General features: G+C 47.2%; 12 protein-coding genes. 6 read left to right on the top strand and 6 right to left on the bottom strand.

Features of this window, described 5'->3' with window-relative positions:
* The first annotated feature begins 742 nt into the window (after window positions 1–742).
* The 3 genes from BCT27_RS21545 (at window position 743) to BCT27_RS21535 (ending at window position 5,498) form a co-directional block, all read left to right on the top strand.
* Complete coding sequence (locus tag BCT27_RS21545; protein ID WP_102316425.1) at window positions 743–2,143, top strand: L-cystine transporter; 1,401 nt, start codon at window positions 743–745, stop codon at window positions 2,141–2,143.
* 174 nt (window positions 2,144–2,317) lie between these two features.
* The gene (locus BCT27_RS21540; RefSeq protein ID WP_102396723.1) at window positions 2,318–3,655 is read left to right on the top strand and encodes a CoA-disulfide reductase; all 1,338 of its coding nucleotides are present in this window, start codon (window positions 2,318–2,320) and stop codon (window positions 3,653–3,655) included.
* A gap of 415 nt (window positions 3,656–4,070) precedes the next feature.
* Window positions 4,071–5,498, top strand: a complete 1,428-nt coding sequence (locus tag BCT27_RS21535) for an NAD-dependent succinate-semialdehyde dehydrogenase (protein ID WP_102396722.1) — start codon at window positions 4,071–4,073, stop codon at window positions 5,496–5,498.
* A 164-nt stretch (window positions 5,499–5,662) separates the two neighbouring features.
* Here the strand turns inward: BCT27_RS21535 and BCT27_RS21530 are convergent, their stop codons facing one another.
* On the bottom strand, window positions 5,663–6,709 hold the full coding sequence (locus tag BCT27_RS21530; protein ID WP_102396721.1) for an NAD(P)H-dependent flavin oxidoreductase: 1,047 nt from the start codon (window positions 6,707–6,709) through the stop codon (window positions 5,663–5,665).
* A 59-nt stretch (window positions 6,710–6,768) separates the two neighbouring features.
* The gene (locus tag BCT27_RS21525) at window positions 6,769–7,092 is read right to left on the bottom strand and encodes an Imm58 family immunity protein (protein ID WP_017010936.1); all 324 of its coding nucleotides are present in this window, start codon (window positions 7,090–7,092) and stop codon (window positions 6,769–6,771) included.
* A 350-nt stretch (window positions 7,093–7,442) separates the two neighbouring features.
* Here BCT27_RS21525 and BCT27_RS21520 point away from each other — a divergent pair, with 350 nt between their 5' ends.
* Window positions 7,443–7,931, top strand: coding sequence for a hypothetical protein (locus tag BCT27_RS21520; protein ID WP_017010934.1), 489 nt, complete (start codon window positions 7,443–7,445; stop codon window positions 7,929–7,931).
* 59 nt (window positions 7,932–7,990) lie between these two features.
* Here BCT27_RS21520 and BCT27_RS21515 read toward each other — a convergent pair whose 3' ends face one another.
* The 3 genes from BCT27_RS21515 to BCT27_RS21505 all read right to left on the bottom strand — a co-directional run bounded on the left by BCT27_RS21515 (window position 7,991) and on the right by BCT27_RS21505 (window position 9,688).
* Complete coding sequence (locus BCT27_RS21515) at window positions 7,991–8,542, bottom strand: NnrU family protein (protein ID WP_241908629.1); 552 nt, start codon at window positions 8,540–8,542, stop codon at window positions 7,991–7,993.
* A 201-nt stretch (window positions 8,543–8,743) separates the two neighbouring features.
* On the bottom strand, window positions 8,744–9,361 hold the full coding sequence (locus BCT27_RS21510) for an HAD family hydrolase (RefSeq protein WP_102396719.1): 618 nt from the start codon (window positions 9,359–9,361) through the stop codon (window positions 8,744–8,746).
* 75 nt (window positions 9,362–9,436) lie between these two features.
* A complete protein-coding gene (locus tag BCT27_RS21505) occupies window positions 9,437–9,688 on the bottom strand; it encodes a hypothetical protein (RefSeq protein WP_017013725.1) in 252 nt (83 codons plus the stop codon).
* 279 nt (window positions 9,689–9,967) lie between these two features.
* Here BCT27_RS21505 and BCT27_RS21500 point away from each other — a divergent pair, with 279 nt between their 5' ends.
* Together BCT27_RS21500 and BCT27_RS21495 are read left to right on the top strand one after the other, a co-directional pair.
* Window positions 9,968–10,984, top strand: a complete 1,017-nt coding sequence (locus tag BCT27_RS21500; RefSeq protein ID WP_102392272.1) for a TAXI family TRAP transporter solute-binding subunit — start codon at window positions 9,968–9,970, stop codon at window positions 10,982–10,984.
* Between the two features lie 106 nt (window positions 10,985–11,090).
* Window positions 11,091–13,226: a TRAP transporter permease gene (locus BCT27_RS21495; RefSeq protein ID WP_102396718.1), complete on the top strand. Its 2,136-nt coding sequence runs from the start codon at window positions 11,091–11,093 to the stop codon at window positions 13,224–13,226.
* 127 nt (window positions 13,227–13,353) lie between these two features.
* Here the strand turns inward: BCT27_RS21495 and BCT27_RS21490 are convergent, their stop codons facing one another.
* Window positions 13,354–14,382, bottom strand: a complete 1,029-nt coding sequence (locus tag BCT27_RS21490) for a chemotaxis protein (RefSeq protein WP_102392274.1) — start codon at window positions 14,380–14,382, stop codon at window positions 13,354–13,356.
* Between the last annotated feature and the right edge of the window lie 112 nt (window positions 14,383–14,494).

The raw sequence follows: 14,494 nt of genomic DNA, 5'->3' as shown, positions 1-14,494 counted from the left end.
GCCTTGGAATAAAAGCCGCGTACGATTTTGCGATTTTCACATTAAGTACTGTTCAATCTAGCTCAATAAACCTTTAGCGCTCGCAGTGAATATGGTGATCAAAATCACACAATATAACGCAAAACATACAGCATGAAATCTGGTATCAAGAGTCAAAATACTCATTGAAGATTCGTAGCAAAATCACACCGAGACATCACTCGCATTGAGAAGCTCAATAATAGTGATGTACACAACGAATTCAGGATCCCAACCATACCTTGTTTTTAATAAGAGAAGACGCTCACTCTTTACACGAAAATAATCGGTATATTCATCAACACCGGTAAAACATTAAAACGAATTTAATTTAATCAGCAAAAATAATTAACATTTAATTAATATAAAACTCACACCTGAAATGCCTGAATTATTTTAACCCAACACTTAAATAATGACATTTTGGTTTAATAAGCAGCATACCGAGAATAAACAAAGCAGTTATTGTTCACTTTATAACTTAGAACTTTTAGGCATATAAAATTGTTATTGATGCATAAGAGCATGCACTATCATCTCCGCCATTCCGGCAGACAGCCTGCCAAACCACGCTCAGCGTTGGCTCAGGAGATGTAGGACCAATAAAGATGGAATGTTAATACGCCGTTGGCGGTTTAACAGTATTTTGAGGAAATGGAACTTACCTCCCTACATTTGGCCAGTGTTTAACCACTGCGCCCTCTAACAATAATAAGGAAATACAATGGCACTAAGCGTTATATTTAACCTCGCGATATTCATTGCGTTAATCTATTTCCTCTATACGCTCCAATCTAAATACGTTGCTTTCACAAAACGCGTATTTGCAGGTTTAGGTTTGGGTGTCGTATTTGGTGGCTTATTACAACTGTATTACGGCGCAGGCTCAGATATTATTGCAACCAGCATTGATTACTTTGACATTGTTGGTAAAGGCTACGTAAAACTGCTTCAAATGATCATCATACCATTGGTCATGGTGTCGATTATTTCGGCGATATTGAAACTCAATGGCGGATCTTCACTGGGTAAAATCAGTGGCATGACCATTGGTGTCCTGGTCGTAACAACCATGATTGCAGCGCTTGTCGGTATCGCATGGTCAGTGATGTTTGGTCTGTCTGCTGAGGGCCTCACTGCAGGTGCAGCAGAAATGGCGCGCGCAGAAGCACTTCAAACCAATTTAGGCAAAGTCGAAACCATGTCTTTCGCCAACATGTTGTTGGAGTTCATTCCTGCTAACCCATTTTTAGACATGACAGGGTCACGTAAAACATCGACCATTGCAGTGGTTATTTTCTCTATCTTTGTCGGCATTTCTGCCACGGGCATAGCCAGCAAGAAACCTGAGATTTTCGCATCATTCGAGCAGTTCATTAAAGTCGCGCAAGCTATCGTCATGCGCATGGTGACACTGGTTCTACGCCTTACGCCATACGGTGTATTGGCTCTGATGACCAAAGTCATTTCAGGTTCAAACTATGCAGACATCGTAAACTTGGCGAACTTCGTTCTTGCCTCTTACGGTGCGCTGTTCAGCATGTTTGCTATCCATCTTGCGATTATCGCAATGATCGGCCTGAACCCTGTTCGTCACCTGAAAAAAATCATCCCTGTTCTGACATTCGCATTTACGTCTCGCAGCAGTGCGGCGTCTATCCCAATGAACGTACAGACGCAAGAGAAGGCCTTGGGCATTCCAAACGGTATTGCGAACTTCGCAGCATCGTTCGGCTCAACCATTGGTCAAAACGGCTGTGCCGGTATCTACCCTGCCATGCTTGCAGTCATGATCGCACCAACCATGGGCATCAACCCGCTAGATATCAGCTTTATCGTGACACTTGTAGCTATCATCACCATCAGTTCATTCGGTGTTGCAGGCATTGGCGGTGGCGCAACGTTCGCGGCGCTCATCGTGCTGTCAGCGCTTGATTTCCCAGTGGCATTGGCGGGTCTATTGATTTCTATCGAACCCTTGATCGACATGGGCCGCACCGCGCTTAACGTGTCTGGCTCGATCACTGCAGGTTCAGTGACCAGTAAATTGATGGGTGAAACCAACATGGACGTCTTTAACGATGGCCAACCTGTCAACCTAGATGGCGAAGATGCGACGGCATAAGCCTCTAAAAAAGCAGTGTCACCAACGCAACGATTTATAAACGTAAACAACAACGAATAAACGTGGGGGCTTGCCCCCACGTTTTGCTCAACATACCCAAACACACACCGACAGAACGCGCTTCTTGGGGCTGTTTGGGCATAAAAGCACGAAAGACTTTTTAGGAAACAACCCATGAAAATAGTGATTATTGGTGGTGAAGCCGCAGGCATGAGCGCTGCAGCAAAGGCACGTCGTGTAAACCCAAACGCCGACATCATTGTGTATGAAGCGTCAGAGGTAATTTCATTTGGTGCCTGTGGCCTGCCTTACTACGTGGCAGATGAATTCCAAAACCATGAGTACATGTCTGAATTCACACCTGCGCAATTTGCTGAGCGCGGCATTCAAGTCAATACCGGACATCGCGTCACAAAAGTAGATGCTGACAATAAGAAGCTGGAGATTACACATAAAGACGACGTATTTGTAACCCACTATGATCGGCTGATGATCGCCACGGGTGCAAAAGAAGTGTTACCACCAGTATCGGGATTAGATAAAGACGGCGTGTTCACGCTTCGCGTCATGAATGATGGCATCGCACTGAAGCAAGCCGTAGCGCAAGAGAACTGTAAAAACGTCACCATCATTGGTTCTGGTTTCATTGGCTTAGAAGTCGCTGAAGCCATGGTGCATCAAGGTAAAAATGTATGCCTCATCGAACGTGCTGAGCGTTTGATTCCAGATGCGTTTGACCCTGAAATCAGTATCCACTTCTATGACGAGCTGAAAAAAGCGGGCGTTGAAATCCTGACCAACGAGTCGTTACTCACGATTGAAGGCGATGCAAAGGTTACGCACATTACGACAGATAAATGCACATACCCTGCCGATCTCGTGGTGGTCTGCACGGGTGTGAAACCCAATACCGCGTTTTTAAAAGAAACCGGTATTGAAACCTTACCCAACGGCGCTATTCGTATTAACCGACAAGGGAAAACATCTCTGCCAGACGTTTGGTCAGCCGGTGACTGCGCAACAATTTGGAACGCGGTTTCGGGGAAAGATGTGTATGTCCCTCTCGCAACAGGCGCGAACAAATTGGGTCGAATGATTGGTGATAACATCGCACAAATAGACGGTGATGCATTCGAATTTCCTGGTTCGCTTGGCACCAGTTGTGTCCGAGTCATGGGCTTGGAGGCGGGTCGAACGGGCTTGTCTGAGCGTGAAGCGAACGATGCAGGCTTTGATGTCAAAACGTTAGTGATCAAAGACAAATGCCACACGAACTATTGTGATGGTCAATCAGACCTTCACATGAAACTGATTTATGAAGCAGGTACAAAGCGCGTGCTGGGCGCACAAATCGCAGGATACAAAGGCGCAGTCCACCGCATTGATGCCATGGCTGTTGCAGTAACGATGGGCGTAACGACAACACAGCTTGGGATGATGGATTTCGCTTACGCGCCTCCTTTCTCTCGCACGTGGGATATCATGAATGTTGCGGGGAACATCGCGAAGTAAATTTCGATGCATATTTCCTAGGGTCACCACCCATTTGTCTTAAGGCCAGTAATTACTGGCCTTTTCTTATTTCGATATGCAAACACTGCACTGGCTCACACTGACAACATTGCGGCACGCCATTTTCATCGTTACGCTAGTTTTATCGTTTTGAAAGCGTCAATGTTTTGAAAGCATCAATGCTTTCAAACCACCTAAGTATTGAAACAGCCTAGGTATTGAAACCACCAAGGCTTCGAAACTTCCATCATTTAAACGCTTCACACGATGCTACGCGCCTGTATTGCGCAGCCTCCCACACCTTTCTGTTCGTGGTGCTTACGCGCAATCTGCCCCATGCATGACAAGAACGCTTTTCTTGCTTTTCATTCGCCGACTGAGCAATGAATTGACACCACAAGGACACAGTGACGCAATGAAACAGATCAAAAACCTATCGCTACTTTCAGCGCTGTGCGACAACCTCGACAACACCATTCCCGTCACGAACCCTGCTGATCAAACCTTGATCGGCCATGTTCAAGCACACTCACGGGAAGAGGTGGAAGCCACGATTCTTCGCGCTCGCGATGCGCAAAAGGCCTGGGCAAGAACCACAGCAAAGCAGCGTGCAGCTATTTTGATGCGTTGGTACGAGTTGTTGATGGAAAACCAAGAAGATCTCGCCCGCATCATGACCTTAGAACAAGGGAAGCCGTTGGCTGAATCTCGTGGTGAAGTGGCATATGGCGCGTCTTTCGTTCAATGGTTTGCAGAAGAAGGTAAGCGCGCATACGGCGAAACAATTCCAACCCCCTTGGCGGACCGTCGGATCATGACGATCAAACAGCCTGTGGGTGTCGCCGCTGCAATAACACCCTGGAACTTCCCCATCGCCATGATCACACGCAAAGCCGCACCAGCCCTTGCTGCTGGCTGTAGTTTTGTTGCAAAGCCTGCCATACAAACGCCGTTGAGTGCGTATGCTGTGGTCGAACTGGCCCGCCAAGCTGGGCTGCCTGATGATCTTCTTGCTGTCGTCACCAGCGAAGACGCCCCCATGATCGGCGATGTGTTTTGTAATAGCCCACACATACAAAAAATCTCGTTCACCGGCTCGACCAATGTCGGGCGTATATTGATGAAGCAAAGTGCTGATTCTGTAAAACGCGTCTCCATGGAGTTAGGCGGCAATGCCCCATTCATCGTGTTTGATGACGCGGATATCGACTTAGCGGTGAAAGGTGCAATCACGTCAAAATTCCGCAATGCAGGACAAACTTGCGTCTGCGCTAACCGTTTCTATGTTCACGACGCGGTGTACGAAGAGTTCGTTCATAAATTCTCGCTGGCTGTTGATGAACTCACCGTCGGCAACGGATTGGATGACGATGTTGTTATCGGCCCGCTGATCGACGACAACGCCAAGCTAAAAATTAAATCATTGCTCGACCAAGCCCTTCAACAAGGTGCGACTGTGTCAGCTGGCGGTGATGATTTGGGTGGCCAGTTCTTTGAACCTACAGTGCTCACCCACGTTTCACACAGCATGGACATTGTTCAAGCAGAGATCTTTGGCCCGATAGCCCCGGTAATTCGTTTTAATAACGACGAAGAACTGGTTGAAATGGCGAACGACACCATCTACGGGTTGGCCAGCTACTTCTACAGCAAAGACATCAATCGAATTTTCAACATTGCGGAAGCGCTTGATTACGGCATGGTGGGTGTTAACGAAGGTGTTATCTCAACAGAAGTCGCGCCCTTCGGCGGCGTGAAACAATCTGGTATCGGACGAGAAGGCGCTAGACAAGGTATCGATGAGTACCTCAACACCAAATACATTTGTCTCGGTAGCATGTAGCTTTGTGACATATAGCTTTGTGAAACATAGCTCGGTGATATCTAAGCGACAGCGCCAACGAATCTCCATCGATGACAGAAACAAAAACAGAGGCATTCGCCTCTGTTTTTTTATTCTCTGTACGCCAACACAGTGCGCCGGCATGAAGCCGTTGGCCGTCTGAGTTAACTGATCCCTGCCAGTTCCCTCGTCAACGTCTCCGCAGAAACCTCTTTGCACCCTGACGTATTTTGACCACTCCATAACGGAGAGAAATCACGTTTGCCCATTTTCTCAAAGTGACTCCGTAACTGCCCCATTTCGATGGACGAGTAGGGAAACGCAGGCGCCAATTCATTGATACATCCGAGCTCTGTCATTGCGCGATTCATGATGCCTCGCGCAGGACGACCCGAAAATATGTTCGTGATGGCAGTGTCTGCCTCTGATGCACCTTTGATGGCATCTCGATGCAGCGATGACGTTTTCGCTTCTGAACAAAGCATATAGCTTGTTCCTACCTGCACTGCATCTGCACCTAACGTCAACGCGCGTTGCACATCGTCATGATTGCCAATACCACCAGCGGCTATGACAGGAATCGAAACAGACTCAACGAGACAAGCCACTAACGCGTTCATCGGCGACTGACGAGACAGGTCGTTAGAAAGAAACATGCCTCTGTGTCCACCCGCTTCACTGCCTTGTGCAATGATGGCATCGGCTCCATTTGCTTCAAGCCAACAAGCTTCTTCGACGGTGGTTGCAGTCGAGATCACCTTCGTTCCCCAGCGTTTCACACGTGCGAGTAATGCCTTGTGAGGCAAACCAAAATGAAAACTGATGATAGGAGGTTTCAATGATTCGATGGCATCCGCAACATCATGATTGAAGGGCATTCTGCTTGCGCCATTAGGATTTGGAACACATTGCGCATCGACCTCTTCAAAATACGGCGCTAAACATGCTTGCCACCGGGCGTGACTGAGTTCACTGTATGCTGGCATAGAATGGCAGAAAAAATTGAGGTTATAGGGCTGTGTTGTTGCTTTGCGAATACGGTGCGTTTCATTGACTATCTGATCAATGGTTAACATGCCACAGGGTATGGAGCCTAAGCCACCTGCACGACACACCGCGATAGCAAGTTCACTGTCTTGTACGCCAGCCATTGGCGCTTGAATGATTGGCAGTTCCGTTCCCAATATTCGCTTTGCACTTTCCCGATACACGCATTTCCCTCATCAATACCAGATGACGATTTAACGTCAGGTTATTGTTTAACGTCAAGTTACTGTTTAATACCCACAATCGTTCGCGCTGAACCAATTTTTAAACACATGTTGCCTGCGTTTAAACAGCCACTTTTAATGAAAGGATCTTCTTCATTACTTTCCGTCACGATCACTTCAAACGCTTCTTCAACGGGCATGCCTATCAAACCGTGGTTCGCAGTGAACATCGCAATTTCTAACTGTGATGATTTCCGATCATTGCTGGATTGAAGGTGAGTGAGACTGATGCCTGAGTCAACAGTACGATAAAAGAACATTGCCCCCCAAGTGACATTCGAGACAATTAAAAGGAGTAACAGAATAACGGTACTTTTTTTCATCGAATTCTATGCCTTATAACAACCACATTTTGCCTATTTTGGCGTTCATACAACCCTATTATTGTGGTAATACGATGAAATTGAGAAAGTTTCTCACCACCTTTTTCGACGAGTGTGACATTCGTAGGCATCTGTAAAAACATGGAAATGTTTATCATGGCTGTCAGGTCTATATGAACTCACGTGTATTGGTCGTTGATTTTACCATCAGCATTGGTGTAAAAATTCATCATTCGCGCTTGTTCAACTTAACTTCTTTGCGCGAATGTGAGGCGTGACACCGTAATTAAATGAAACGGTGCGACACTACGCTCAATTCCAAATTCCCTATTAATAATGAAGGAAAGAACATGTCTGATGTACCCGCTGCCGCAGTAGAAGTTGTAAGTGCAGCACAAACAGCCGCCGAGTCTTCTGGCGCAATCTGGCCATACGTTGTTGGTGGTATCGCACTGGTTGTTGCGGCTGGCTATTTTGGCTTTAAACGTATGAACCGCCCTACCTTCGTCATCAATCAGATCCGCAAACGTAATCTGAAAGCGATGAAAAAAGAAGGTGTTGAAAGTAATGAAGCGACCGTTGATTTGGACAAACTGTTGTCTTCTATTGAACGTCACTCCATTGAAAACAAACTGTCAGGCTCCGACATGATCAAACTGCTTGCACCGTTGAACGACAAAAACCGCATGCAGTCAGCGAAAGACATGTACCTCACCATGCAGCACATCGCACGTGAAATTGGTGACAACCGCCTAGCCGGTGAGTTTAAAGGTAAATCTTCAGGCGTGAGATCAAGTTCTAAGCTGATGTCAGGCCTACTTAAGCGTGCAGGTATCTAATACCTCGCGGATGCTCAGTGTTAGCGCACTTCCTGCCAACTAACACTGGGCACTATTCCTTATCTGACTGGCACACCCGCAATGTAAGGATGTAAAAACACCACCACCACGATCATCACCGCACTGATTCCCAGCCCAACAAACTCCTGCTTCCAACTCGGAACATCCGGTTTTACCCATACCCCTTCTCGTCGGTTAATCAGTACGATTTCAATCATCGCCCAAATGGCCAACCCGCCAAACAACACGATTGAACGCGAATCGCCATTTAACATTAGGTGCGCCACAGCCCAGACAATGACACTGCTTAATTGCGGGTGACGCACAAACTGCTTAACGCGTGTCGCGTGTTTTGCCGCCCCAAACAATATGAAAGCAAAAACAATCAACAGCATGGCGATAGGTTTCGTTGATAAAGGCAGGACGTAAACGAATTCAGGAATGGTACTTCGCCAGCCAAACAAAATCATGACCAACGACAACACGATAAGTATCGAGAACACGGCCATGTATGTTTTATCGCCGTATTTCTCGATGACGCCATTTTTGAAAGATAACCCAAGCGTCGGCACAAAATGTACGACGCTCCATACGAGTAAACCCAAGATCATCAGTGTCACGACAGCGCCCCTTATTGTTGTTCGCATAAACCCATAGCATTTATATGGAATTACAATTATATGGATTCGCGCTCGAGGAGACTGTCCTGAAAGTTATAACTTGCTAATATTCCTTGCTGAGACACGAAGGTCTGTGACACTCATCTCTGTAAACACGCGTTCTCAAAAGCCAAGCTCCTAAAAACCAAAAAACTAGAAGCGTAATCCCATTTCCTGCAGTTCACGCTCAGCCTGTGATGCTCGTGTAAACTGTATCGCTGACATACCGACTTTTTGTGCCCCTTCAACATTCTTAGCAACATCATCGAGAAACACGGTTTCGGTAGCGTTCAGGTCGAAGGTATCGAAGAGCTGATGGAAAATATCGGCGTTGGGTTTTAAGCATCCTACTTCTGCTGACACAATCGCGCCTTCGAACAATGGCCAAAAATCGTATTCGTCTTTTAGAAACGCTACGATTTCATGAACATTATCAGTTAATGCATACGTGGCGTATCCGGCCGTTTTCAATCTTTTCATGAGCGCAACGGTGCCAAACAACGGGATCTGCGTTTGCTTTATGTAGTAGAAAAGCCGCTCTACTTCACTAGGTGACAGGGAAAGTGTTTGCACGTATTGGTGTTTGGCTTCTTGCTCTGTCAATTCGCCTCGGTTGAGCGCCAGCCACAATTCTTGCTGAAAAACGCGCTTCGCAAGTTCAGTGGCATCAACATCGTCGCCAAATGTCAGCCGGATGATCTCAACAGGGTTCCATCTCACCAACACATTGCCCACATCAAACACCACGTTTTTAATGTCTGGTTTCATCATTTTTCTCTCCCTAAATGTTTACTCGTGTATTTGTTTAAATGGTGTCGGCGACGGTTACACATCTTTTCATCTTTACTATTTCATTACCGCTTTTCCGCCAATGATTTTGTAGGCGGGTGTACCACGCACGAGGGCTTCACGGCCAAACACGGTTCCGCAGTTCGGGCACTCACAGGGCGTGGTCGTAAAATCTGTCACGATGCGTTCTTTGAAACACTTCACCAATGCGCCCTTTCCGCCTTTGCGGTATTTAAACAGCGGACTTTTACACTTCGCGCAGAGGATATCTACCGTACGCGTGGGGCCTTTTTTGTTCGGTTTTGCCATACTCACTCTCCCTTTCATCTGGGATAGTACTTAAGATCTTACTGTTATCCAATTGGTTAGGTATCTATCACGCTTCACTTAAAAAACTGAGAAGATGCTTATATTTATGCGCTCCGCCTTAACATCGCATTTACAACTCAGCTATCCTCTCATCTTATTCCGTTCTCACACTTACCGTTCGGAACGCTGTACAAACGCAATGGTGTGTAGCCCTAACGACCTTCCGTCATTCATGGCTTGACACTGCTCATATGGAAATCGCCAACATTGGAGCGTTGTATGAAATTGAAATCCCTGTTTAAAACCCTCTCTATTGCTACTGCTATCTCGCTGGCTGGCATGAACACCGCCACCGCTGCAGCAGATAGAGACTACATTCTCGCTACCGCATCAACAGGCGGTACGTATTACCCTGTCGGTGTTGCGCTGGCGACACTGAGTAAAGTGAAGCTTGAACCTAAACATAAGTTCTCCCTTTCTGCTATTAGCTCTGCAGGCTCTGGTGAGAACGTAAAACTGCTTGGCGAAAACGAAGCACAATTTGCCATCCTTCAAGGTTTGTATGGCGCTTGGGCATGGAACGGTGACGGCAAGCTAAAACAGGCAGGTCCACAAAAAGATCTCCGCTCAGTTTCCATGCTTTGGCAGAATGTTGAACATTTCGTCATTCTCAGTGACATGGCAAAAACAGGCACTGTTGATGATCTTAACGCGATGAAGGATAAGAAATTCTCCATCGGTAAGAAAAACTCAGGCACCGAAGGGTCTGGCCGTCAAATCATGTCAGGTTTAGGCATCGATCCTGAAACGTTCAACCTGGCATACCTTGGTTACGGCGCAAGTGCTGATGCACTGCAAAATGGCACCATTGACGGCATGAACATTCCTGCGGGTGTGCCAGTGAGCGCAGTAACACGTGCATACGCGTCGATGGGTGAAGAAATCCGCATTCTGAATTTCACTGACGAGCAAATGAAAAACGCGAACGGTGGCTACAACTTGTGGACACGTTTTGTGATTGATGCCAACACCTACCCAGGTCAGACAGAAGCGGTAAACACCATCGCGCAACCTAACTTCCTTGCAGCGCGTAGCGACCTGAAAGAAGAGGACGTTTATCTTCTAACAAAAACCATCTATGAAAACCTCGCCTTCTTGAATGGCATTCACAAAGCCACTAAAGCCATGTCTCTTCAAAAAGCGATTGATGGTTTGCCTGTGCCATTGCACCCAGGTGCTGCACGTTACTACAAAGAACAAGGCATTGAGATTCCAGCACATTTAATTGCAGACTAATACGGAATCGCTTCGTTATTTTGGAGGCAATGTAAAGCGCTGACACCGCACCGTCAGCGCTTTCTTCATCAGGACATCGTGCAACCGCCGCACGTTAGAAGGAAACATGACAAATCATACGCCTGACGGAACAAAGGCTTCTTCAGACACCGATAACGCCCTGTCTCAATTCGAATTGACGCAACGAACAGACTTCCCACTGCTTACCCGCATTGTCACCGTCATTGGTATCTTGCTTTCACTTGTTCATATTTGGTTCAACACACTCGCGACGCTCTCGGAGTTGTGGGTGTCCTCCGCACACTTCGCTGGCTTTGCGGTGATGGTCGCGTTGACCTACCCCGCTGCCGCCAAATTACGAAAGAGCAAGGTCGCGCTATCCATTGATATTGGCATCGCCATTGCCGCGGTTGCGTGTTTTGTTTACATCCTTTTCGGCGAAGATGCGCTGTATGAGCGCGGCGTTAAATTCGTCACGTCAGATTGGATCTTCTCCATCATCGCCATTCTTATCGCACTCGAACTCATTCGACGCACCATGGGCTGGTTCATTCCTTGCTTGATACTTGTCGCACTGACCTATGTTGTGTGGTGGGGAAGCTGGATAGACGGCATATTCTCCTTCCCCGGCCTTTCTGCAGAAACCATGCTCTATCGCGCTTTCTACAGTTCTGAAGGCATGTTTGGCCCTATCTCCCGTATTTCGTGGAGTTATGTCTTCATGTTCATTCTGTTTGGCGCATTCTTGGTTAAATCAGGTGCGGGCGATTACATCATCAATATCTCACGAGCGGCGGCAGGAAAAATTATCGGCGGGCCCGGTTTTGTTGCTGTACTGGGTTCAGGCTTGATGGGGTCTGTTTCAGGTTCAAGCGTGGCGAACACCGTATCAACCGGGGTTATTACTATTCCCCTCATGAAGAAAGCAGGCTTTCCACCTCGCTTTGCCGCAGGCGTTGAAGCCGCTGCGTCCACAGGGGGACAATTAATGCCTCCAGTCATGGGCGCAGGTGCATTCATCATGGCGTCTTATACGCAAATTCCCTATGTGGAAATCATTGCTGTCTCTTTCGCTCCTGCATTGATTTACTTTTTGTCTGTGGCCTTTTTCGTTCGCATAGAGGCAAAACGTTCCGGCGTTCACCATGTCGAAACGGAAACCCAATCCATGCTTTCCGTGCTCGTCTCGGGTTGGCACTATCTGATTCCTTTGGCCGTGCTCGTCACCTTGCTCGTGATGGATTTCACGCCAACATACGCGGCCGGTATCTCAATCATTTCTGTCGTTGTCGCGTCATGGTTGTCACCTAACCGTATGGGAGTGGCGGACATTTTTGATGCACTGGCGCAAGGCGCTAGAAACATGGCAACCACGGCAGTCTTGCTGACGGGCATTGGTCTTGTGGTGAATGTCATCAGTACCACAGGGATCGGCAATACGTTCTCTTTGATGATCAACGATTGGGCAAACGGTAGCTTGTTCATGATGTTGGTTTTGGTAGCCGTTGCTTCGTTAATTCTGGGGATGGGTTTACCCGTAACGGCGAGCTATATCGTTCTCGGTACCCTTTCGGCACCTGCAATTTATGGATTGATTGCCGAGCAGCAACTTCTTGAGCTTCTCACCACGGGACAATTACCGGAAGAAGCAAAAACCATCTTTATGCTGATCGCCCCCGAGCAACTCGCTGCACTGGGTGCGCCCATGTCGTTCGAAAGCGCGATAGCGCTCGTTGGCTTAGTGCCTGATGATTTCAAAGCCACATTGCTAGAGCAAAGCTTAGGCCCTGTCACCGTTGGACTGGCACTGCTTTCAGCGCATTTGATCATCTTCTGGCTATCGCAAGACAGTAACGTGACGCCTCCTGTCTGCTTAACAGCCTTTGCCGCAGCAACCATTGCGAAAACACCGCCAATGGCGACAGGCTTTACCGCATGGAAAATCGCAAAAGGCTTGTACATCGTACCCTTGCTGATGGCCTACACGCCATTGGTGTCGGGAGATTTCCAGCAAGTGATTGTGGTAACCGGATTTTCTATTTTGGGCACATGGTCATTGATTGCGTGTTTGGAAGGTTACTTAGAGGGCCCGATTAACATCGCCCTTCGTGCCGTGGCTGCAGGTTTAGCAGCAATCATGATGTGGCCAGGGCTGGACATCACTTTCCGTGTTGTGGGTGCAGCGTTGTTTATCGCGTTGCTTTTGTACAGCCGAAAGCAAGCCGCTGTCGTAACGGCGTAAGGCTTGATTGCTGATTGCTGATTGAAACGATAAAACAACACAAGTCATCCTTAAAATCTGAAAAAGCGCCCTTGGGGCGCTTTTTGTTTCTACCGGGTTAGCCAAAGAAAGGCTATCTGAGCGTGAATTATTCTTCGCTTTCAGGGGCCGGTGTGCTCCCCGACCCGCTGGGTGGCTCGATATTCAACACAAAGCTGTCCATCAAGCCCACCATACGTCCAATTTCTGGCTTGGTGATCGTATCGTTCGCACCTAACTCAATGGCTTTTCGACGGTTATCATCACTCATCAGTGACGAAAACATGACGATAGGCGTCGTTTTATATTCTTCGATTTCTCGTAGACGCTTGACTAAGTGCATACCGTCCATTTTTGGCATTTCCACGTCGGTTACAATGCCATCAACGAACTCTGAAATGGGGAGGTTTTCCTCGTTACACAAACGCACAAACTCTGTTAGCGAATCCAGTGCTTGACCGCCGTCTTTCGCCGAAATCACGTTATACCCCGCTGACCGCAGTGTATTTTCGATCAAGCGCCTGATAAAGGCGGAGTCATCAACCACCATAATGGTTTTCGCTTCACGCTTGGCCATCATTGCATCATCAATAACCACGCGTTTATCTTTGGTGACATCGTATTTTTCCATACTGAGTTCTGGATTGATGTCAGCAATGACTTTCTCGAAGTCGAGGATCATGATGAGATTGGTGTTCTGTCGAACAACAGCCACAACGCAATCCTGATCAGATGCCTCAAGAAACTGGGAAGGAGACTCGACTTCCTCCCAAGAAATGCGATGTATGCGGCTCACGCTGTCGACCAAAAAGCCATTCGCCATGCGATTGAAATCAGTCACGATAACGACTTTGTTTTCAAGGTCATTTTCAGTCGGCACACCCAACCAACTGGCAAGGTCGACCAGAGGAATAAGTTTTCCGCGTAACGAAAACACCCCCAACACATTCGGTTGTGCATTCGGGTAATCTGTTGTGTCAGGAACGCGTATGACTTCTCTAACTTTTGCTACGTTAATGCCGTAATAACAAATCTTCTTGGAACCGTCTGGCTGTTTCTTTAACAAGCTAAACTCGATAATCTCGAGCTCGTTGGTTCCACTTTCTGTCAAGATTGAACTTTTTAGTTCTGTACTCATGCCAAATCTCGATGGGTTTATGACGCGGAAATGAAAAAATGTACTTTTACAGCATAGTCACGATCTATAAACAAATGCCTCATTAATCAAAATTTATCGTGCTCCCTCTCAA

The organism is Enterovibrio norvegicus (assembly GCF_002876705.1).
GTDB classification, from domain to species: domain Bacteria; phylum Pseudomonadota; class Gammaproteobacteria; order Enterobacterales; family Vibrionaceae; genus Enterovibrio; species Enterovibrio norvegicus_B.
This window is presented reverse-complemented; position numbering and strand designations above follow the sequence as displayed.

Bases quoted from the DNA above. Each gene is read 5' to 3' on its own strand.
- BCT27_RS21545 (WP_102316425.1), top strand. From the start codon at position 743: ATGGCACTAAGCGTTATATTTAACCTCGCGATATTCATTGCGTTAATC.
- BCT27_RS21540 (WP_102396723.1), top strand. From the start codon at position 2,318: ATGAAAATAGTGATTATTGGTGGTGAAGCCGCAGGCATGAGCGCTGCA.
- BCT27_RS21535 (WP_102396722.1), top strand. From the start codon at position 4,071: ATGAAACAGATCAAAAACCTATCGCTACTTTCAGCGCTGTGCGACAAC.
- BCT27_RS21525 (WP_017010936.1), bottom strand. From the start codon at position 7,092: ATGAAAAAAAGTACCGTTATTCTGTTACTCCTTTTAATTGTCTCGAAT.
- BCT27_RS21520 (WP_017010934.1), top strand. From the start codon at position 7,443: ATGTCTGATGTACCCGCTGCCGCAGTAGAAGTTGTAAGTGCAGCACAA.
- BCT27_RS21515 (WP_241908629.1), bottom strand. From the start codon at position 8,542: ATGATCTTGGGTTTACTCGTATGGAGCGTCGTACATTTTGTGCCGACG.
- BCT27_RS21510 (WP_102396719.1), bottom strand. From the start codon at position 9,361: ATGATGAAACCAGACATTAAAAACGTGGTGTTTGATGTGGGCAATGTG.
- BCT27_RS21505 (WP_017013725.1), bottom strand. From the start codon at position 9,688: ATGGCAAAACCGAACAAAAAAGGCCCCACGCGTACGGTAGATATCCTC.
- BCT27_RS21500 (WP_102392272.1), top strand. From the start codon at position 9,968: ATGAAATTGAAATCCCTGTTTAAAACCCTCTCTATTGCTACTGCTATC.
- BCT27_RS21495 (WP_102396718.1), top strand. From the start codon at position 11,091: ATGACAAATCATACGCCTGACGGAACAAAGGCTTCTTCAGACACCGAT.
- BCT27_RS21490 (WP_102392274.1), bottom strand. From the start codon at position 14,382: ATGAGTACAGAACTAAAAAGTTCAATCTTGACAGAAAGTGGAACCAAC.